General features: G+C 33.7%; 17 protein-coding genes, 1 tRNA gene and 1 other RNA gene. 6 read left to right on the top strand and 13 right to left on the bottom strand.

The annotated features are described in order from the left end of the window. Position 1: 1 nt before the first annotated feature. The 4 genes from YWA_RS0103840 to YWA_RS0103825 form a co-directional block, all read right to left on the bottom strand. A complete protein-coding gene (locus YWA_RS0103840) occupies positions 2-1,915 on the bottom strand; it encodes a DUF294 nucleotidyltransferase-like domain-containing protein (protein WP_022827176.1) in 1,914 nt (637 codons plus the stop codon). A 279-nt stretch (positions 1,916-2,194) separates the two neighbouring features. Further along, positions 2,195-2,268: transfer RNA gene (locus YWA_RS0103835), tRNA-Arg, on the bottom strand. A gap of 150 nt (positions 2,269-2,418) precedes the next feature. Continuing rightward, positions 2,419-2,559 carry a hypothetical protein gene (locus tag YWA_RS0103830; RefSeq protein WP_026718559.1) on the bottom strand — a complete coding sequence of 47 codons (141 nt, stop codon included), beginning with the start codon at positions 2,557-2,559 and terminating at the stop codon, positions 2,419-2,421. Positions 2,560-2,627: 68 nt separating this feature from the next. Beyond that, positions 2,628-3,707, bottom strand: a complete 1,080-nt coding sequence (locus YWA_RS0103825) for a glutaminyl-peptide cyclotransferase (protein ID WP_022827174.1) — start codon at positions 3,705-3,707, stop codon at positions 2,628-2,630. Positions 3,708-3,795: 88 nt separating this feature from the next. On the opposite strand from YWA_RS0103825, the gene ffs reads away from it, so the two are divergent. Together ffs and YWA_RS0103820 are read left to right on the top strand one after the other, a co-directional pair. Next, positions 3,796-3,893: signal recognition particle sRNA small type (ffs, locus tag YWA_RS15510), an RNA gene on the top strand. 188 nt (positions 3,894-4,081) lie between these two features. Next, positions 4,082-4,885 (top strand): SDR family oxidoreductase, encoded by an 804-nt coding sequence (locus tag YWA_RS0103820; RefSeq protein ID WP_022827173.1) that lies wholly within the window; start codon positions 4,082-4,084, stop codon positions 4,883-4,885. Positions 4,886-5,009: 124 nt separating this feature from the next. Here YWA_RS0103820 and YWA_RS0103815 read toward each other — a convergent pair whose 3' ends face one another. Next, complete coding sequence (locus YWA_RS0103815; protein ID WP_022827172.1) at positions 5,010-5,888, bottom strand: Brp/Blh family beta-carotene 15,15'-dioxygenase; 879 nt, start codon at positions 5,886-5,888, stop codon at positions 5,010-5,012. A 109-nt stretch (positions 5,889-5,997) separates the two neighbouring features. Here YWA_RS0103815 and YWA_RS0103810 point away from each other — a divergent pair, with 109 nt between their 5' ends. Both YWA_RS0103810 and fsa read left to right on the top strand, forming a co-directional pair. Then, a complete protein-coding gene (locus YWA_RS0103810) occupies positions 5,998-6,738 on the top strand; it encodes a bacteriorhodopsin-like (protein WP_026718558.1) in 741 nt (246 codons plus the stop codon). Between the two features lie 138 nt (positions 6,739-6,876). Further along, complete coding sequence (gene fsa / locus YWA_RS0103805; protein ID WP_022827170.1) at positions 6,877-7,533, top strand: fructose-6-phosphate aldolase; 657 nt, start codon at positions 6,877-6,879, stop codon at positions 7,531-7,533. A 70-nt stretch (positions 7,534-7,603) separates the two neighbouring features. On the opposite strand, the gene YWA_RS0103800 is transcribed toward fsa, so the two are convergent. The 6 genes from YWA_RS0103800 to YWA_RS0103775 form a co-directional block, all read right to left on the bottom strand. Then, a complete protein-coding gene (locus tag YWA_RS0103800) occupies positions 7,604-8,875 on the bottom strand; it encodes an adenylosuccinate synthase (protein ID WP_022827169.1) in 1,272 nt (423 codons plus the stop codon). A gap of 44 nt (positions 8,876-8,919) precedes the next feature. After that, positions 8,920-9,396, bottom strand: coding sequence for a Fur family transcriptional regulator (locus YWA_RS0103795; protein ID WP_022827168.1), 477 nt, complete (start codon positions 9,394-9,396; stop codon positions 8,920-8,922). Positions 9,397-9,545: 149 nt separating this feature from the next. Next, the gene (locus YWA_RS14590) at positions 9,546-11,315 is read right to left on the bottom strand and encodes a sensor histidine kinase (protein ID WP_022827167.1); all 1,770 of its coding nucleotides are present in this window, start codon (positions 11,313-11,315) and stop codon (positions 9,546-9,548) included. Positions 11,316-11,318: 3 nt separating this feature from the next. Continuing rightward, complete coding sequence (locus YWA_RS0103785; protein ID WP_022827166.1) at positions 11,319-11,771, bottom strand: response regulator; 453 nt, start codon at positions 11,769-11,771, stop codon at positions 11,319-11,321. 11 nt (positions 11,772-11,782) lie between these two features. Further along, complete coding sequence (locus tag YWA_RS0103780; protein WP_022827165.1) at positions 11,783-12,343, bottom strand: helix-turn-helix domain-containing protein; 561 nt, start codon at positions 12,341-12,343, stop codon at positions 11,783-11,785. Between the two features lie 199 nt (positions 12,344-12,542). Beyond that, complete coding sequence (locus YWA_RS0103775; RefSeq protein WP_022827164.1) at positions 12,543-13,808, bottom strand: NAD(P)/FAD-dependent oxidoreductase; 1,266 nt, start codon at positions 13,806-13,808, stop codon at positions 12,543-12,545. A 194-nt stretch (positions 13,809-14,002) separates the two neighbouring features. Here YWA_RS0103775 and YWA_RS0103770 point away from each other — a divergent pair, with 194 nt between their 5' ends. Further along, positions 14,003-15,211, top strand: coding sequence for a multidrug effflux MFS transporter (locus tag YWA_RS0103770; protein ID WP_022827163.1), 1,209 nt, complete (start codon positions 14,003-14,005; stop codon positions 15,209-15,211). Here the strand turns inward: YWA_RS0103770 and YWA_RS0103765 are convergent. Both YWA_RS0103765 and YWA_RS0103760 read right to left on the bottom strand, forming a co-directional pair. Then, complete coding sequence (locus tag YWA_RS0103765; protein ID WP_022827162.1) at positions 15,208-16,746, bottom strand: DEAD/DEAH box helicase; 1,539 nt, start codon at positions 16,744-16,746, stop codon at positions 15,208-15,210. The genes YWA_RS0103770 and YWA_RS0103765 overlap by 4 nt on opposite strands. Before the next feature lie 89 nt (positions 16,747-16,835). Further along, positions 16,836-17,351, bottom strand: coding sequence for a DUF6155 family protein (locus YWA_RS0103760; protein ID WP_022827161.1), 516 nt, complete (start codon positions 17,349-17,351; stop codon positions 16,836-16,838). An 84-nt stretch (positions 17,352-17,435) separates the two neighbouring features. Here YWA_RS0103760 and nhaA point away from each other — a divergent pair, with 84 nt between their 5' ends. Further along, positions 17,436-18,800: a Na+/H+ antiporter NhaA gene (gene nhaA, locus YWA_RS0103755; protein WP_022827160.1), complete on the top strand. Its 1,365-nt coding sequence runs from the start codon at positions 17,436-17,438 to the stop codon at positions 18,798-18,800. Positions 18,801-18,802 lie beyond the last annotated feature (2 nt).

The following is an 18,802-nucleotide window of genomic DNA, read 5'->3' as shown; positions in this document are numbered from 1 at the left end:
ATTACATAAAATAAGTAAGTTGAAATTTATTCTTAATAACCTCTTCCAATTCCTTCATTGGAGCAAATGCACTTCTCAGCTTTTCACGGTCTGATTTTGAAAGTTCTTCTAATAAAATATACTGTCCAGTACTGTTGTTTTTCAATCCTTCTTTTGTTCTTAATTTGGAGAAAAACATAAACGCTTCCGCAGCATTTAAGTAAATATCAGCATATTTGGGTTCAATCATTGCCAGTTGTTTAAATCTTAAAAAAGTATTATTTATACCTTTAATTTTATGACTCATTGTGAGCAATCGAGCGGCATCGACTAATGGTAAAATAGCGCGGTTTTTAATGTCAAATAAATTTTTATGAGCACCTTCTTCCTCGACGTTGAACTGCTTGAAAAAAGTAAATGGAGCTGGTTTTTTTAAGGTTTCGGCACCTAAATAAGCGTAAAACTTTTTAGCATTTTCTAAGTTTTTAAAGACGACTTCGTTAAGTTGTTCTTCAATTTCAATAGCACCAAAAGCTAATTCATAATCGAAAAATAAGGTCGCAATCACATTTGATTTTTCGCCGGGAAAATTCATCCATAAATTAAACTGGTTGACCCATTCTGTATACGATTTACACCAATCGGGATTACTGGCCAAATACGGAAGAGTAGTAGCATTGTACCCTACGACTTCTAATATTGCAATCACTTTCTTCGCAAGTCGCAAAAAATATTCTTTCACCATTAAATTGTTTTCCGCTGCTACATCTTCGTATACAAGAAAACTATTTTGATCTGTAAAAAGCAATTGTTCCTTACGTCCTTGACTACCAATGCTGAACCAGGAAAAACGAACAGGTGCAGAACCTAACTCTAAGATGGTCAAATCAATGGCGCGTTTAATTAAAGCATTATTTACTTCTCCTGCAATCGTATTTATATGCGAAAGGGGAATTTTTTTCTGAATTGAATTCTGAATAAAATCTTCAAATTTAATTCGGATTTTATGTAAAGCGATCGCATTTGGAGCTCGTTTTATTTCCTTAATCAAAACACCAGGATTACTTGCTTGTGCAAAAATCAGATCTTGCTGCGAAATGACTCCTACAATTCCTGTTTTATCAGTGCCATCACTGGTTACGCATAAATGAGTTACATTATTTTGCAACATCAGCAACTGTGCTTCCGCTAAAGAAGTATTCTCCGGGACCGTAATCACTGGCGAAGACATAATTTTTTTTACTAATGCGGTTATAGTAAAACGTCCAGTCGCAATTTTAGAACGCAAATCAACATCGGTAACAATACCAATCGGCAGATTACTTTCATGAATCAAGGCCGAACCTACTAAGGAATCACTCATCTTTTGTGCGACTTCTTGAACGGTTTCTTCCGAATGTACAAGAAGCGGACTTTTATTGTATTCTAAAGATTGAAAAAATTGAATTTCGCTTTGCGTTTCATAGGTTTTGCCTCCTTCATTTGTAAAACCCAATCCTAAATTTTCAGTAGAATCAGAAGACGATGAAGCAAAATTTTGCAATAAAAAATCTAGAATTTTTGTATTATTAGCTATAAAGGGTTTAAACGCGAAAACTGGAATGGCAAAAATAATTGAGTCTTGAATTGCTTTAGCATTAGTTGCATAATTATTTTTGGCAAAAAAAGGACGTAAGCCAAAAACTTCTCCAACTGCAGGTTTGTCAATTAGATTTTCTTCTGCATCGCTAATTAATGAAATGTGCATCAATCCAGAAGCTACAACGTAAAACCGATCGTGTAGTTTATCACCAATTTTAAAAATCGTTTCGTTCTTATCTATAGTCAAAACGTTAACAGACAAAGAAATAGCATACAGATCTTCGGCAGACAGTTCTGAAAATGGAGTATAGAACGATAAAAATTCAGAAATACGAGATGCTAAACTGTTGGTCATATAAATAATAAAGTTTAAAATTAAGCAATATTTACTGCATTTGAAAGGTTTTAAATCGAATTATTTTGAACTAAAAATATATTTCTTCGCCGATAAAACACCTCTTTTATTAGATGAATTTTATAAAAATTTGAACGCTATAATATTGTAAAAGAGCTATTTATTGAAGAAGATAAACTTTAAGACAACAAGCAATAGGCTGAAGATCTAAAGTACAATGAGGTCTTAAATTAAAAAATCCTAAACTACTCTTTACAAGTTGTTTAGGATTTTATTTTGTGACCTTGACTGGATTCAAACCAGTAACCTCTTGAGCCGTAATCAAGTGCGCTATTCAGTTGCGCCACAAGGCCTTTATTCCGGGTGCAAATATAAGGAAATATAAGTATCACGCAAACTAAAATTAGAAATAAATCCAACTTAAGAAACTAAATAAAAATAGAGCTCTGATTATCAATCGTTTTAAATCTAAAATATAAGTAATTATTTTACTGAGAATCAACTTATCCCAACGCTCGGGTAGTTACAAAGTACTTCCAAGCAATAATTGCCTTTTGAAGTTTCGTGGCTTTTCCTAAATCGAGTTGCTCTTTTGTATAATTTGGCAAAAGAACTTTGTTGATTTTTGCAAGTATTTTGAACATATCATTTTCATTTAAAGATAAAAAAAATGCAGGAAGTTCCTGCATTTTAAAATTATAAAAATCTTCGACTATTCTGAGATGCTGATTTCAAACATTTTGTCCCAGTTTTTTCCAGTTACAAAGAAGGTTTTGGTTTTCGCATTATAAGCAATACCATTCAATACATCTAAGTCGGGATGCTGCGTAACTTTAGATTTTAAATCTTTCAAATCTAAAATAGCTTCTACCGCACCAGTTTGTGGATTAATTTTAGCAATGGCGTCGCGCAAATATACATTGCCATAAATTCGATCGTTCACCCATTCTAGCTCGTTTACATTTTTAACCTTATTAGCACCAATATAAATATTAATGTAATCGATTTCCTTAAACGTTTCTGGATTTACAATCCAAATCTTCTCACTTCCGTCTGACATGTAAAGATTTTTACCATCATTAGTCAATCCCCAACCTTGCATTTTTTCTTTAAAATAGGGAAATGATTTCAAACGCTTGAATGTATCTGCGTCATAAACAAAGGCGGTCATTTCTGTATAGGTCAGTTGTACTATCTTATTATTTAAAACGGTCATTCCTTCGCCAAACATTGCATTCTCTAAATCAACTTGTTTGTACACTTTACCCGTTTTGTAATCCGTTTTTCTCAAACTTGAGATGCCTCGAATTCCTGTTCCGTTTCCAGCGCCATTTCCAGTACTTTCATATAAAGTATCTCGGTAAAATTCTAAACCTTGTGTATAGGCTTTCACATCGTGAGGATAGGTATTTAAAATTTTGTAGGTCAATAATTTGGGTTGAATATCAGAAATCATTTCTACACGGGAACTCGTTTCATTTGCTATTCCTTCACTATATACGATTGCTTTAATTGCAACATATCCTAACTTTTGATTCTTCCATTGGTATTCAAAAGGCGTAGCATCTTTCTTTGAAACCACTTTCTTATCGTTTAGAAAGTACACAATACTATCGATTTTGACGTTTTCTGCGTTGTCAATTTGAAGTTTTAAGGCGTCATTTGACGTATATTGACTCTTTAATTCCTTTTGATTGAAGCTAAATGAATTTGTTTTACTCTTTTTTGAACCATCACAGTTCACTAATACGCTACCTAAAATTATGAGGGCGAATAACTTAAGATTTTTCATGATTTGAATTAAATTTTAAACAATATACAAACTTAATTAATATAGTAATTTGCATTTGCAAAAATACAAAAAGATTGTATATTTGCACCGGCAAGTCCTACACGACCAGCTCCTGCAGACTCCCCCAGGGTGGGAACGCAGCAAGGGTACGTGGTTGAGCGGTGCGATGTAGGTAGCTTGCCACTTTTTTATTTTCAATTCAGTATCTTCCCTTTGGAAGATTTTTTTATTTTTAGACGAATTGATTTTGGAGCTTTTTCCTGCTATTCGTTTCAATCTTTTATTTTCTAAAGAAAAAAATAAAAGGATTTCCACTGCTATCAGGGCTATGTCCAAATTTGAACTTAAAAATTTATTTTCATAAAAAAAATAAAATGTCAAAAGTTGTATTAATCACAGGTGGATCTTCAGGAATCGGTAAAGCAATTGGTGAGTTTTTGCACCACAAAGGTTTTACGGTTTACGGCACAAGTCGGAATCCCGAGCGAATTTCTAATGCTATTTTTCCTTTATTGCAACTTGACGTCAGAAATGCTGAAAGTATTCAAGCTGCAGTTGCTCAAATTATTAAGATATCGGGTAGAGTAGATGTGGTAATCAATAATGCGGGTGTTGGAATTACAGGACCTTTGGAGGAAATTCCAATGCAAGAAATAAAAAACAATTTTGAAACTAATTTCTTTGGACCAATAGACGTTATGAAAGCAGTTTTGCCCCAAATGCGTTTGCAAAAATCGGGATTAATAATCAATATTACTTCAATCGCAGGATATATGGGTTTGCCTTACCGAAGCGTTTATTCGGCTTCAAAAGGCGCCTTGGAGCTAATTTCTGAAGCTTTACGAATGGAAGTAAAGTCTTTTGGGATTACGATTACAAATGTTGCACCAGGAGACTTTGCAACCAATATCGCTGCTGGTCGTTTTCATGCACCATTAATTAAAGGTTCCGCCTATGAAAAAACCTACGGTAAAACACTTGCCACCATGGATGAACATGTGACTCAGGGAAGTAATCCAAATGAAATGGCGGAAGCTATTTTTAAAATCATCCAAAGTCCTTCCCCAAAAATCCATTATAAAATCGGTTCCTTTTTACAGAAATTTTCTATTGTATTAAAGCGCATTTTACCCGACAAGCAATATGAAAAAATGTTGATGAAACATTATAAATTGTAAGTAATGCAATGCTTTTTGATTACGTGCTTAAAGTTCTTCATCTCTGAAAGTTTAATTTAGGAGCAACAAATATTCTAAGAGGAATCTTTTTAATTCTTTAGAAATTAGTTTTGAAAATATTTTTCTATTTTTTATACATTTTCACGATTACTATAAAGTGCGGAAAGGTAATAGAAGCTAGAAAAGAGAAAAATAAAGCGTCAAAAATGATCATATCTTTTGATACGAAATAAAGAATAAAAACACCTACTAAAGAAACGATCCAATACCAAAATGCCGATCTAAAATACTTTTTGAAGTTCTCAACATTATAAGAGCCGTACATAAATTTTATTTGATCGTACAGCGAAGGAATGCTGTGCCATAAAATAAAATAGATGGCAAAACCTAAAATCAAACTTGCTGCCTTAAAAATGATGCAAAGTATTAAAATGTAAAATGATTGCTCTATAATAGGAGATAAAATTTGCTTGTTTTGAACAACTAAGATGATTGCCGCAATTAGATACATTACGATTGCAGTTAGAAACAAAATCAGAAACTGCGTTTCAGTAATAGATAGTGCAGTAATCTTTAAAATAATCTTTTCGACTTCAACCGTGTTGAAATAAAAAATTGAACTCAAAATCAGTAATCCGTAACTGCATTGCATTACAATACTGATTACTTTATTAGAGTTTTGCAGGATTTGTTGCCAATTTTGCTCTCCAAAATGATAGGAACTTACTAAAATAAAAAGTATCAATGCGAAGAGCGGCACTTTCATAAAAAGTAGTACCGATAAAAGCACCAAAAGAACGTAAGCTCCTAAAATTTTTATAAAATTTACTTTTTTCACTTCTTCAATTTGATTAATCAACTGTAAGTCGTTCGCGCCATGTAAAATACCAAAGCTAAATATCAGACTCAAACCCAAGAGCATTTGAATTTCCACACTTAAATAAGAGGTCAACCATAACCCTAAAAAGCTTAAAAGTATAATTGTTTTATGTCTATTCTGCATGGAACATATTTTTGTTTAATTTATTTCGAAAATTATTAAACAAATATTAGTTTATTTTGTCTAATCTTTTGTAAATTTACTCAAACAAATTAATTTAATCTTTATAATTATGTCAAACTTTATGATTCTTTCGGCAGGTGTAGCGCGATTGCTACCAAATGATTATGTTGGGTTTACCTTTTTCGTAGGAAGTATGGCGATGATGGCTGCTTCTGCGTTTTTCTTTTTATCATTAAACCAATTTGATAAAAAGTGGCGAACATCGGTTTTAGTGTCAGGTTTAATTACGTTCATTGCTGCAGTACATTATTTCTACATGCGTGATTATTGGGAAGCATTCCAAGAATCGCCTACTTTCTTCAGGTACGTTGACTGGGTTCTAACCGTACCATTGATGTGTTTAGAATTTTATTTAATTTTGAAAGTTGCAGGAGCAAAACAAAGTTTATTGTGGAAAATGATTTTCTACTCAATCGTGATGCTTGTTACCGGTTATTTGGGTGAAACGGTATTTAGCGATCAAGCAGCATTTTGGGGCTTCATTTCTGGACTTGCTTACTTTGCAATAGTTTATGAAATATGGTTAGGTGAAGCGTCCAAATTAGCGAAAGCTGCTGGAGGAAACGTTTTACAAGCACACAAAATTTTATGTTGGTTTGTATTAGTAGGTTGGGCTATTTATCCTTTAGGATATATGTTAGGGACAGACGGTTGGTACACAAGTGTTCTTGGTAAAGGTAGTGTAGATGTAGCCTACAATATTGCTGATGCAATTAACAAAATTGGTTTTGGTTTGGTAATTTATACCTTAGCGGTGAAGTCTACTACCACAACGCATGTTAATGTATAATTTTTACTAAATGTAAATTAGAGGAAACCGTTTCAAAAACTGAAACGGTTTTTTTATACCGTTTTTTAAGGGCTAAAATCACAATTCATTTCTTACTTTTGTATTTCAAAACAAGGTATAATTAAATAAATATAAAAGATGAAGTTTTTTATCGACACAGCAAATTTAGCGCAAATTAAAGAAGCCCAATCATTAGGAGTTTTAGATGGCGTAACTACGAATCCATCTTTAATGGCAAAGGAAGGAATCACCGGGAAAAATAATATATTAAAACATTACGTGGATATCTGCAATTTGACGGAAGGCGAAGTCAGTGCTGAAGTAAACGCAATTGATTACGACGGAATGATTCGCGAAGGAGAAGAGTTGGCTGAACTGCATCACCAGATTGTTGTAAAACTACCAATGACAAAAGACGGTATTCGTGCTTGTAAATATTTTTCAGATAGAGATATTAAAACAAACATGACGTTAGTGTTTTCAGCGGGTCAAGCTTTGTTAGCTGCGAAAGCTGGTGCAACATTTGTGTCGCCATTTATAGGCCGACTTGATGATATATCTACGGACGGTTTAAATTTGATCCAAGAAATTAGAGAGATCTATGACAATTACGGATATGAAACCCAAATATTAGCAGCTTCTGTTCGGCATACCATGCACATTATCAACTGTGCGAAAATTGGTGCAGATGTAATGACTGGACCACTTTCAGCAATTGAAGGACTATTGAAACACCCGTTAACGGATATTGGTCTAGCTCAGTTTATTGCTGATTTTGAGAAAGGAAATAAATAAAAAATTTCAACTCATAAAAAAATGCGATTCTCAAAAGAATCGCATTTTTTATATAAACTATTTTAAAAAATTATTTCATAATCGTCTGTTTTCGATCCGGACCGACAGAAACAATTTTTATTGGAATCTGTAATTCATCTTCAATAAACTGAATGTATTCTTTCAATTCAACAGGAAGTTGGTCATAAGTAGTCATTCCTGTCAAATCTGCTTCCCAACCTTTAAAAGATTTGTAAATTGGAGTCACATTTTCTTCTTCAATATTATAAGGTAAATGTGAAATTTCATTTCCTTTATAATTGTATGAAGTTGCCACTTTTAAGGTATCAAATCCAGAAAGAACATCTCCTTTCATCATCATCAATTGCGTAACACCATTTACTTGAACCGCATATTTTAAGGCTACTAAATCCAACCAACCGCAACGTCTTTGACGACCTGTAACTGAACCAAATTCATTTCCTATTTTCGCCATTGCTGTACCCACTTCATCAAAAAGTTCAGTAGGGAAGGGGCCACTTCCAACACGAGTAGTGTAGGCTTTGAAAATTCCGTACACCTCGCCAATTTGATTTGGAGCAATTCCCAAACCAGTACAAGCTCCTGCAGCAGTTGTATTTGAAGAAGTTACGAAAGGGTACGTTCCAAAATCGATATCCAATAAGGAACCTTGAGCTCCTTCAGCTAAAATAGATTTTCCCGCTTTCTGAGCTTGGTATAAATATTCTTCGCTGTCAATGAAAGTTAATTTCTTCAAATCTTCAATCGATTCAAAAAATTCCTTTTCTAATTCAGCTAAGTTGTATTGAATGTTAACATTGTAAAAGTTAATCATCGCTTCATGTTTGTCAGCTAAAGCACGGTATCGTTCTTTGAAATCTGCTAATTCAATATCACCAACACGAATTCCGTTTCTACCGGTTTTGTCCATGTAAGTTGGACCAATTCCTTTTAACGTAGATCCAATTTTTGCTTTTCCTTTAGCAGTTTCTGAAGCGGCATCAAGTAAGCGATGCGTAGGCAAAATTAAATGTGCCTTTCTAGAAATAATTAATTTGGAAGTGATATCAAGATTGAATTTAGCCAATCCTTCGATCTCTTTTTGAAAAACGACTGGATCAATTACAACACCATTTCCAATTACATTTATTGATTTTTCGTGAAAGATCCCAGAAGGAATTGTTCGTAAAACGTGTTTGATGCCGTCAAATTCTAATGTATGTCCTGCATTTGGTCCACCTTGGAAACGGGCAATAATATCGTACTTTGAAGTAAGAACGTCAACAATTTTTCCTTTGCCTTCGTCGCCCCACTGCAATCCTAATAATAAATCTACGGTCATTATGTATGTGTTAGTTGTTTGTTTTTAAAGTAGAAGTGAAGTAGTTATTCACTTATTTGAGTATTGTTCTCCTCATTTTTAACTGCATAAAAATACAGGGAATGATTGATGACCTTAATATTGAACACTTCCTCAATTGTTTGCTTAATAATTTGAATCCTTGGATCACAAAATTCGATCACCTCACCAGTATCGGTCATGATAATATGATCATGCTGCTTGTCAAAGTATGATTTTTCGTAATGTGCTTGATTTTGACCAAATTGATGTTTTCGCACCAAGGCACAATCTAACAAAAGTTCAATAGTATTATACAAAGTCGCTCGACTGACGCGGTAATTTTTATTTTTCATTTTGATGTACAGATTTTCTATATCAAAATGTTCTTCGCTATCATATATCTCTTGCAAAATTGCATAACGTTCAGGCGTTTTGCGATGGCCTTTGTGCTCAAGGTATTTTGTAAAAACATTTTTTACAATTTCCTGATTTTTATTATTGTCAACTGATATAAGTGTCATATCCTGCAAAGATAACGAATTAGTTTTAATGTTGAAAGAGTAGCTCAAATAGGGAAATCATTTTTCTATAAATTTGAACGTATTATAGCAATTATTTTACATTCTATTTTACATAATATAAATTATGATTCATTTATAATATTTAGGAATTAGGCATCTTTTTCCTTTTTTAGTAAATACACTGTAAATACGCATCCCTTATTTGGGAATCCTACCGCTGTTATAAAACCTTTATGATTGTCAACGATTTTTTTGCATATCGCTAGGCCTAATCCGGTTCCTTTGTAAATTTCTTCCGTTGGTAAACGTTTGAATAAAATAAATAATTGATCAGCATACTTTTGTTCAAAACCTATTCCGTTATCCGTAATCGTTATTTTGTGGTATTCTGCACCTGTAATCGTTTTGTCGTTAATTACATCAGAATCAAGAGTCTCGAGCTTTACAGCGATGTTTGGTTCAACACCTATTTTAACATATTTTAAAGCATTGGAAATCAAATTAATAAATAACTGTTGGATTTGGAATCGCGTTCCTGAAATAATGGGAAGTTGATCTACAGTGATCTTCGCATTCTTTTCTTCAGTCGTAAAGGCTAATTCTTCTTGTATTTCGCTTAAAATAAAATTTAAATCTACTTCTTCAAACACCCGACCGGCTTTTAACGTTCGCGTATATTCGACCAAGTCAGTCATTAAATTTTGCATGCGTGCGGAAGCAGCTTTAATTTTTTCAAAATAAGTAACGGTCGTTTCTGATGCAGATTCTAAGAATTCTTTACTTTCTATTCTTGAGATAAACATCTGTATTTTGCGCAACGGCTCTTGTAAATCGTGACTAATGATGTTATTAAAGGATTCTAATTCCGAATTAATACTAACTAATTTTGCATTATTTTCTTCTAATTCCTTTGTTTTCGTCATCAACTCTGAAATATCTTGATTCACACCAATTTTTACCAATTCACCTTTAGAATTATTTAAAAATTTACCAGTAGAAACCATGTGTCTGATAACGCCATCAGGCAAAAGATAACGGTACCACAATGTAGTAGTTTCTTTATTTAAAAAAGACTCTTTATGCAATTTTACAACGGCTTCTCGATCTTCAGGATGAATATAATTCATTACTTCTTCCACTGTAAATTCACGTTCACGTGGCTCTAAATTTAACATTCGATAGAAATTATCAGAGATGATAAATTTATTTTGAACTGTATTTATTTTCCAACTACCAAAACCCGCAACCATTTCAGCATTGCTGAGCGTTTCATTCATGAACAATATTTCGTCATTGATTTTACGCAATTCGTATAAATCTTCATTCATCTTTACATAAGATAATATGAAAATAACAAGCGAAATTAACGCGATTAAAAACCCGGAAGTTTTGGCATTATCAATTCGTATATCATAATTATCATTATATATTCTAATCTGTGATTCAAGATACGTACTGTAATTACTGATACTTCTATTCAAGGCAATTACGGAAGAATTGAAAACACCAGCTCTATTCGTATGACTATTTGTAAATAACTGATTTTTAGCATTATTATACTCGTGAACTAATTCTTTAATTCTAGCATTTCGATCCAGTACTTCTGCATCAATGTCATTTAAAAGATTGTTTTTTTCTAAAAATGTGTTGATATAATTGACGTCTAAATTTGTCTTTTGTGGGGACAGATTAAAGTTTAGTACTTGTGTTTGCGCAAAATAACTGTCGCGTTCTATTTCAGATTCTAAATGCAAAATATTCACATTGGCCGTATTGTACATCACAATTCGATGCTTGTACTCTTTTAAATCATCCATTTGAAAATAAAACATGGTAATTAAATAACCAATAGAGAAGATAGAAATCCCCAAGGCAATTTTAAGCATCGTCAAATGATTGAATTTTTTTAAAAATTTCATAAATTATAGGCTTAAAAAAAACGTTTCTTTATTCAATCCGTCTGTGTGGTACTGCCAGTTAATATTTAAAACATGATGAATTGCCTTCTTTAAAAGGGAAAAATCCGAAGGTTTTTTTATAAAAATATTTGCACCATTTGTAAATGTCTCTTCGATATCTTCCTCTGAATTTGAAGTCGAATAAATTGCGATCACTAGATTCTTAAATTTCGCATGTTCCCGGATTTCTTTCAAGCACTCTAAACCTGATTTACAAGGCATATTGATATCTAAAAACAATATATGCGGAAGCAACGTGTCGGGATGATGCAAATAATCCATTAATTCAGAACCATTTTCAAAAACTTTTAGATCGTTTTGCACTTTTAATTCTGTCATTGCCTCCTTAAAAAAAAGACGGTCGTCAGCATCATCGTCACACAGCAAAATGTTCATTTGCGAATGTGTAGTATCCATATTTTTACTCTTTATGCGTTTTGTGAAAGTTCCCGTCTTTTATCTACAATTCTCTTAAATAAAGAAGGTGTTAATCCCGTCACTTTTTTAAATTGTGCCGATAAATAAGCGACACTGCTGTAATTTAATTTATAGGAAACTTCAGTTAAAGTCAAACCATCTTCTACAATCAGCTTTTTAGCACGTTCAATTTTTTGAATAATGATGAAGTTTTCAATCGAAGTATACGTGTATTCTGAGAAGACATTAGCAATATAGCCGTAACTCAAATTCAATTGATCTGCTAAATAATTCGAGATGGTCGTTGTAGGAAGTTTGTCTTTTTCATAGATCATATCAATAATGGTGTCTTTAATGCGTTGAACCAACTGACTTTTTTGATTATTGATAATTTCAATTCCGTAACGTCCTATGTTGCTTTGCAACAGGCTAAATTGTTCGTCTGTTACGGAATCGCTTATTTCGATTTCGCCAAATTCCATCAATTCATACTTAATCTGCAACGCTTCTAATTGTTCTTGCAAAATCACGCGGCAAGCTAGATTAATATCATATTTTATGTACAGTTTCATCTTATTTTTGGTTTAAGTTATAAATATATAAAATTTGTTGTTCTTACTAAATCAAAAAGCGAAAATATCACTTTTGATATTCTCGCTTTTTTTTGGAGGTAGTAAAAATACTTCTCTTTTTTAATTGTCCAAATTTCCTGATAATATTGAATTATAAAGTTATACTATTTTCAAAATAGTTTATACTTTATAAATAGCCTTACCTAATTTCTTGTTTGTTAGGGCGAATAATCATCCGGTACGACTGATCTTTTGCAAAATAAGCAACCATCCAATTGTAAAAAGTTTTAAATCGATTTCTGTAAGTAATCAGCGAAATCAAGTGAATAAATAACCATACCATCCATGCAAAGATTCCTTTAAAGTGCATTTTAGGTTTCGGAATATCAACAACTGCTTTATTTTTACCAATAATCGCCATCGAGCCTTTATCATTATAAACAAAAGTATTTAGCGGTTTGTTTTTAAGCATAAAAAGAAAATTCTTAGCTAAATTTTTTCCTTGTTGAATGGCAACTTGTGCTACTTGAGGATGTCCATCTGGGAAATTTGCATCAGTTGTCATTATTGCGGTATCACCAATAGCGTAGATGTTTTGTGTTCCATTTACACGATTGTACCCGTCCGTTGCCATTCGTCGTCCACGACCGTAACTTTCTGCTGAAATACCTTCAAATTGTTTTGCAGAAACTCCAGCAGCCCAAATTAAATTTTTAGTCGCAATTGTTGCTCCATCAGCAAAATAAACTAGGTCATCTTTAAAATCGGTAACTCGGGTATTCAACTTGACGACCACTCCCATTTTTGTCAAGGCCTCATAGGTATCTTTTTGAGACGCTTCCGACATTGGCGAAAGCAACGCGTTTCCACCGTCTACTAAATATAAATTACTTGCCGCAGTTTCTAATTCGGGATATTCTTTTCGTAAAATTCCATTTCGCATTTCAGCTAACATTCCCGAAACCTCTACTCCTGTTGGTCCTCCTCCTGCTACAACAACTGTCAATAATTTACGACGTTCCCGAATATTCTTCGTCAAAACTGCTTTTTCCATGTTTTGTAAAAGTCGGTTTCGCATTTCAATCGCGTCCGTAAGCGTCTTCATAGGAATGGCATTTTTTTGCACATTTTCCATTCCAAAGTAACTCGTTTCCGCTCCGGATGCAAAAATTAATCGGTCGTAAAATAATTCACCATTACTAAGAATCACTTTATTTTCAGCTTGGTTGACACTTAAAACTTCGCCCAATCTAAATTGTAGATTTTTCTTTCCGGCAAAAAATTTTCGAAAAGGATAACTAATACTCGATGGTTCCAAATAAGCGGTTGCTACTTGGTATATTAAAGGCGGAAAAAAATTATAATTGTTTTTATCTATTAGTGTTACTTGAATATCAGGAACATTGGTCAGTTCTTTTGCCAAATTAATTCCGGCAAACCCACCTCCTACTATAACTATCTTCATTTCTGTGTATTTAAAGTTTTGAAAATGTGATTTTTACATAAAAAATCTTCATTGCCTTAAAATTACAGCTTTTTATAATCTTAAACTATTTGCCTCCACATTTTATAAAAAGTTTATGAATAACCCAACACCTTTTGTAGCTCAAAGTTTTTTTGCATCACTTACCTTTGCACGCTCAAAATAAAAACAAATTCATGGACAAGAAAAAATATGTCTCGCTGGTGTTGGTTCTCGGAAGTTTAACGGCTCTAGGACCTTTTTCTATCGACATGTATTTACCAGGTTTTACAGGAATCGCAGAAGATTTGAATACATCAGTGAACAATGTTTCACTCACTTTATCAAGTTATTTCATCGGAATTTCTGCAGGTCAATTGCTTTATGGACCATTGTTAGACCGTTTTGGTAGAAAAAAACCGTTATATATTGGCTTACTCGTTTACATTTTAGCTTCATTGGCTTGCTATTTTGTAACTTCAATTGACTACTTCATTGGGTTGCGTTTTATTCAAGCCGTAGGAAGTTGTGCAGCTTCTGTTGCTGCAATGACAATGGTTCGCGATTTATTTCCAATTAAAGAAATCCCAAAAGTATTTGCAAAATTAATGTTGATTCTAGGGCTTTCGCCAATGTTAGCGCCAACACTTGGTGGTTACATTACAGCAGATTTCGGTTGGCACATGGTTTTTCTAGTGTTGACATTCATGGGAATCGCAGTTTTACTAGCGTCAAAATTTTTGCTGCCAAGCACGTATCAACCAGATACGACGATTTCGTTAAAACCTAAACCGATTATTAGCAACTTTCTATCGGTAATAAAGCAGCCTCAATTTTACACGTATGCGTTTACAGGAGGTATCGCATTTTCCGGATTGTTTACTTATGTAGCAAGTTCACCGGTCATATTTATGGACATTTTTGACGTCGATGAAAAAGTATATGGCTGGATTTTCGCTTTTCTATCGATCAGTTTTATTGGTACAAGTCAGTTAAACTCTTATTTATTGCGGAAATATACGAGCGAACAACTTATTGGAATTGGTTTAAAATTACAAGTGCTGGTAAGCATTGTTTTTGCTATAGGAATTTTCTACGACTTTTTTGATTTATACGGCGTGATCGCTATGTTATTCCTGTTTTTAGGATGCTTAGGTTTTTGCAACCCAAATACAACAGCATTGTCATTAGCTCCATTTGAAAAAAATGCAGGAAGTGCTTCAGCCGTTATGGGTGCTGTTCAGATGGGATTGGGTTCTTTAGCTTCTGTAGCGGTAGGGATTTTTGTAACAGATTCTATTTTTCCCGTTACAATGATTTTTATAGGATCTTCTATTTTGGCCTTACTGATTTTACACTTTGGCAAAAAGAATATTACGAATGAAAATTTACAGAAGACGTATTAATCGTCTTCTGCAAAGATTTTCTCTCGGTATTTTTTACCTATTAATAGAGTAAGTTTTAATTTGTAATCTTCCACAAGCCATTCGCGGTAGTTTTTACTGCAATGACTTAAACAATTGGAATAACGTTTTATGCGGCATTCAATATCGTCGTGCAATTCTCTCGCTAAAGCTTTTGCTTCATTCAGCGTTTCTGTATTATAAACACACATGATAGAATGCTGTTCAAGCGATTGGTCTAAAACCACTTTTGAACGTTCATTTTGAGCAATTGCTACTTTGTGAATTTCATCTACATCAAAATCAATATCAGGCGTATTTTTGAATTTAAGACGCAAGTCATGTGGCATTTGGTATTTAAAGTGCAGTTCAATTTCAGCGTCAGCCCGAAGGTTTTCTAGATAATATTCGGGTGATTTAAAAATATGTTGCCAGTTTACCGGTTCACTCCAAAGTCCAAAACGAGCGGCATTGTTTCCTAAATCAATTACGTTAAAAGTATTCTTATGGTCTAATTTCCTTGAACCCCGACCAATCATCTGGTAGTAAAGTGTCAACGATTTTGTCGCCCGATTTAAAATAATTGTTTCTACTGTAGGTTCGTCAAATCCGGTGGTTAAAATCCCAACAGAAGTCAAAATAGCATCAGGCGTTTTTTTGAACCAACTTAAGATTTCCTTTCGATCTTCGTTGTTGTGCGTGTTATCTAAATGTCGAATTTCATAACCAGCAGCTCTAAAAGTTTCATAAACATAAAGAGAAGTGCTGATTCCATTATTGAAAATAAGTGTTTTCTTACCGAGTGATTTTTCAGTATAGGAATGCAAAAGCATCTCTTGCATCACCATATTCGAATACAAATCATCTGAAGATTTTACCGTATAATCGCCATTGATTCCCACTTTCAGCGAACTTAGTCCTACATTATAAGTGTAAGTGACGGCTTTCGCCAAAAATCCTTTGTTGATCAATGACGTAATGGTGTCACCAATAATTAATTCATTATAGTTTTCGTTCATCGGTTTTTTGATGTTCGAACTCAACGGTGTCGCAGTTACTCCTAATATGAATGCATTGCTAAACGAACCAAATAATTTTCGGAACGAATTGTAATGGGCTTCGTCAATAATCACTAAACCAACATTTTCAATGGCAAGAAGCTCATCGTTCAGACGGTTTTTAAGGGTTTCAACCATCGCTACGAAACAAGAATAATCTTCTTGATCTTCCAGCAACTTAATTTTGCTATTGATTACTTTGTTTTTCACACCAAACCCTTTTAAGATTTTTGAAGTTTGTTTACAAAGTTCAATTCTATGGGTCAAAACCACTACTTTCTTGTCGTGGTATTCCAAGTAACGGCGGACGATTTCGGAGAAAATAACCGTTTTCCCACCACCGGTTGGCAATTGGTATAACAAATGATAATTGGGTGGCGTATTGTCCATTCTATCAAAAATGGCGTCAATGTCGCTTTTTTGATAATCGTAGAGAATTTTCTTTTCTTCTTTTACTGGAATGTTGTCGTTGTGTAGCATTAAATAGCGGTGGATTTTTGCAAAAATACGCTTAAATAAAGCTATAACACCAAAATTTAATTTTTTTTTGGTAAAAAATAAACTGTATACTAGTAATCGAGACGCTCTAAAATGGCATTAAATTCATACTGATTCGGCCATTTTTGCTTTATTGTAAGAGAAACAATATTATGTAAACGAATCTTAAAATCATCTAAAATACCTTTTTCAATCATAAAAGAAACACTTTGATTGAACGAATTCAGAAAGCTTTTGTAAAACGCTTCATTGTTTATTCTGTTGCTTTCTGAAAAAACTTGCGCAATTTCAATAGTATAAAGCATGACATCAGCAGTTACAAAAGCGTCTACTCCTAAGGATAAAAAATGTTTGATGATTTTCTGAGAAGTCGAACGCCGCGCTTTTGGACGCTTACTTTTGGTAGGAAAATATTCATTGCTGATTTTAATTTTAGCTTCACGCTGCAGCTTTTCCTCATTGGGATTGAAAACAAAATCATAGTATATTTTGACATCAGGAAATTTAGCATAGAGTTCAAGGATTTGCTCCTGGATTTGCTCTTTGCTTAATTCCGTTAAATATTTCTTTAAATCCCGCTTACTCATTGAAAGTTCTTAAAATCTGTAGTAGGTTTGTACTTGAAAAATCAATGATAATACTTATTTTTGTAAACCACAAGAGAAAAATATATGGAAGAAGGAGTAAAGTTCACACCCGCCGACAAGTACATTATCAATCCTGTTAATAGTTTCATTAGTAAATCAACAACTGGAGGAATCGTGCTGTTTGTTGCCGCGTTAATCGCGATAATATTAGCAAATTCACCACTTGCAGAATGGTACCATAACATTTGGGAACACAAAATAGGTTTATATTTTGACGGGCAAACCTACTTGAATTACTCTATTCACCACTGGGTAAATGATGGTTTAATGGCCGTTTTCTTTTTTGTGGTAGGTCTAGAACTCAAGCGGGAACTCATCGGAGGTGAATTATCCAACCCTAAAAATGCAATGTTACCTATAATTGCAGCAGTGGGTGGAATGGTAGTTCCTGCATTAATTTATACTTTTTTCAATTACGGAACAGAATCAGCTCACGGTTGGGGAATCCCGATGGCGACTGATATTGCGTTTGCATTAGGTGTTTTATATTTATTAGGAGATCGGATTCCGCTGTCTTTAAAGGTGTTTTTGACCGCGTTAGCAATTGTTGATGATTTAGGTGCGGTAATGGTTATTGCCATTTTCTACACGGCCGAAATTGATTATTTCATGTTGTTTACAGGGTTAGGATTCGTAGTTTTCTTGTTTTTAAGCAAAGCCTTTGGAATCAGAAATACGATTTATTACGCAATTATTGGAATTTTTGGAGTTTGGTTGCCGTTTTTACTTTCCGGAGTTCACGCAACAATTGCTTCGGTTTTAGTAGCATTTATGATTCCATCAGATTCTAAGATTAATGAAAATGCGTATGTTGAGCGAATCAAATTGTTTTTAAACCAATTTAGATATGCCGATCAAAATCAGAAAGTACCTACGTTAACGAGTGATCAACTTCATGTTCTAGAAGACATTCGGATTACTACAAAAGACGCGATGACGCCTTTGCAACGATTAGAACACAGAATGCATCCTTTTGTAAGTTTTGTAATCATGCCCATTTTTGCTTTGGCAAATGCCGGAGTTACTTTTTCAAACGATATACTAGCAGAAACAACAAGTAACGTAACTTTAGGAGTCGCTTTTGGACTAATTATCGGAAAAATACTAGGTGTTTTTGGTGTGTCAATGGCGGTTATTAAACTCAAAATTGCAAATATGCCGGAAGGATTAACACCGAAACATTTATTTGGAGTTGGGTTTCTTGCTGCAATTGGATTTACGATGTCCTTATTTGTAACCAATTTAGCTTTTACAGGACCAACACCTGAACTTGTAGCAGAACACCAATTGCAAGCAAAATTAGGAATCTTTATGGCTTCTCTTGTTGCAGGACTTATCGGATTTTTTATACTTAAAACAATTAAACCTAAAACACCAATTACTCAATAATA

This window comes from Flavobacterium antarcticum DSM 19726 (assembly GCF_000419685.1).
Classification (GTDB): Bacteria; Bacteroidota; Bacteroidia; order Flavobacteriales; family Flavobacteriaceae; genus Flavobacterium; species Flavobacterium antarcticum.
Note: the sequence above shows the minus strand (reverse complement) of the source record. Positions and strands in the feature narration are given on the sequence as shown.

Bases quoted from the DNA above. Each gene is read 5' to 3' on its own strand.
- YWA_RS0103785 (WP_022827166.1), bottom strand. From the start codon at position 11,771: ATGGATACTACACATTCGCAAATGAACATTTTGCTGTGTGACGATGAT.
- YWA_RS0103820 (WP_022827173.1), top strand. From the start codon at position 4,082: ATGTCAAAAGTTGTATTAATCACAGGTGGATCTTCAGGAATCGGTAAA.
- fsa (WP_022827170.1), top strand. From the start codon at position 6,877: ATGAAGTTTTTTATCGACACAGCAAATTTAGCGCAAATTAAAGAAGCC.
- YWA_RS0103770 (WP_022827163.1), top strand. From the start codon at position 14,003: ATGGACAAGAAAAAATATGTCTCGCTGGTGTTGGTTCTCGGAAGTTTA.
- YWA_RS0103840 (WP_022827176.1), bottom strand. From the start codon at position 1,915: ATGACCAACAGTTTAGCATCTCGTATTTCTGAATTTTTATCGTTCTAT.
- YWA_RS0103760 (WP_022827161.1), bottom strand. From the start codon at position 17,351: ATGAGTAAGCGGGATTTAAAGAAATATTTAACGGAATTAAGCAAAGAG.
- YWA_RS0103830 (WP_026718559.1), bottom strand. From the start codon at position 2,559: ATGTTCAAAATACTTGCAAAAATCAACAAAGTTCTTTTGCCAAATTAT.
- YWA_RS0103780 (WP_022827165.1), bottom strand. From the start codon at position 12,343: ATGAAACTGTACATAAAATATGATATTAATCTAGCTTGCCGCGTGATT.
- YWA_RS14590 (WP_022827167.1), bottom strand. From the start codon at position 11,315: ATGAAATTTTTAAAAAAATTCAATCATTTGACGATGCTTAAAATTGCC.
- YWA_RS0103810 (WP_026718558.1), top strand. From the start codon at position 5,998: ATGTCAAACTTTATGATTCTTTCGGCAGGTGTAGCGCGATTGCTACCA.
- YWA_RS0103825 (WP_022827174.1), bottom strand. From the start codon at position 3,707: ATGAAAAATCTTAAGTTATTCGCCCTCATAATTTTAGGTAGCGTATTA.
- YWA_RS0103800 (WP_022827169.1), bottom strand. From the start codon at position 8,875: ATGACCGTAGATTTATTATTAGGATTGCAGTGGGGCGACGAAGGCAAA.
- YWA_RS0103765 (WP_022827162.1), bottom strand. From the start codon at position 16,746: ATGCTACACAACGACAACATTCCAGTAAAAGAAGAAAAGAAAATTCTC.
- YWA_RS0103795 (WP_022827168.1), bottom strand. From the start codon at position 9,396: ATGACACTTATATCAGTTGACAATAATAAAAATCAGGAAATTGTAAAA.
- nhaA (WP_022827160.1), top strand. From the start codon at position 17,436: ATGGAAGAAGGAGTAAAGTTCACACCCGCCGACAAGTACATTATCAAT.
- YWA_RS0103815 (WP_022827172.1), bottom strand. From the start codon at position 5,888: ATGCAGAATAGACATAAAACAATTATACTTTTAAGCTTTTTAGGGTTA.
- YWA_RS0103775 (WP_022827164.1), bottom strand. From the start codon at position 13,808: ATGAAGATAGTTATAGTAGGAGGTGGGTTTGCCGGAATTAATTTGGCA.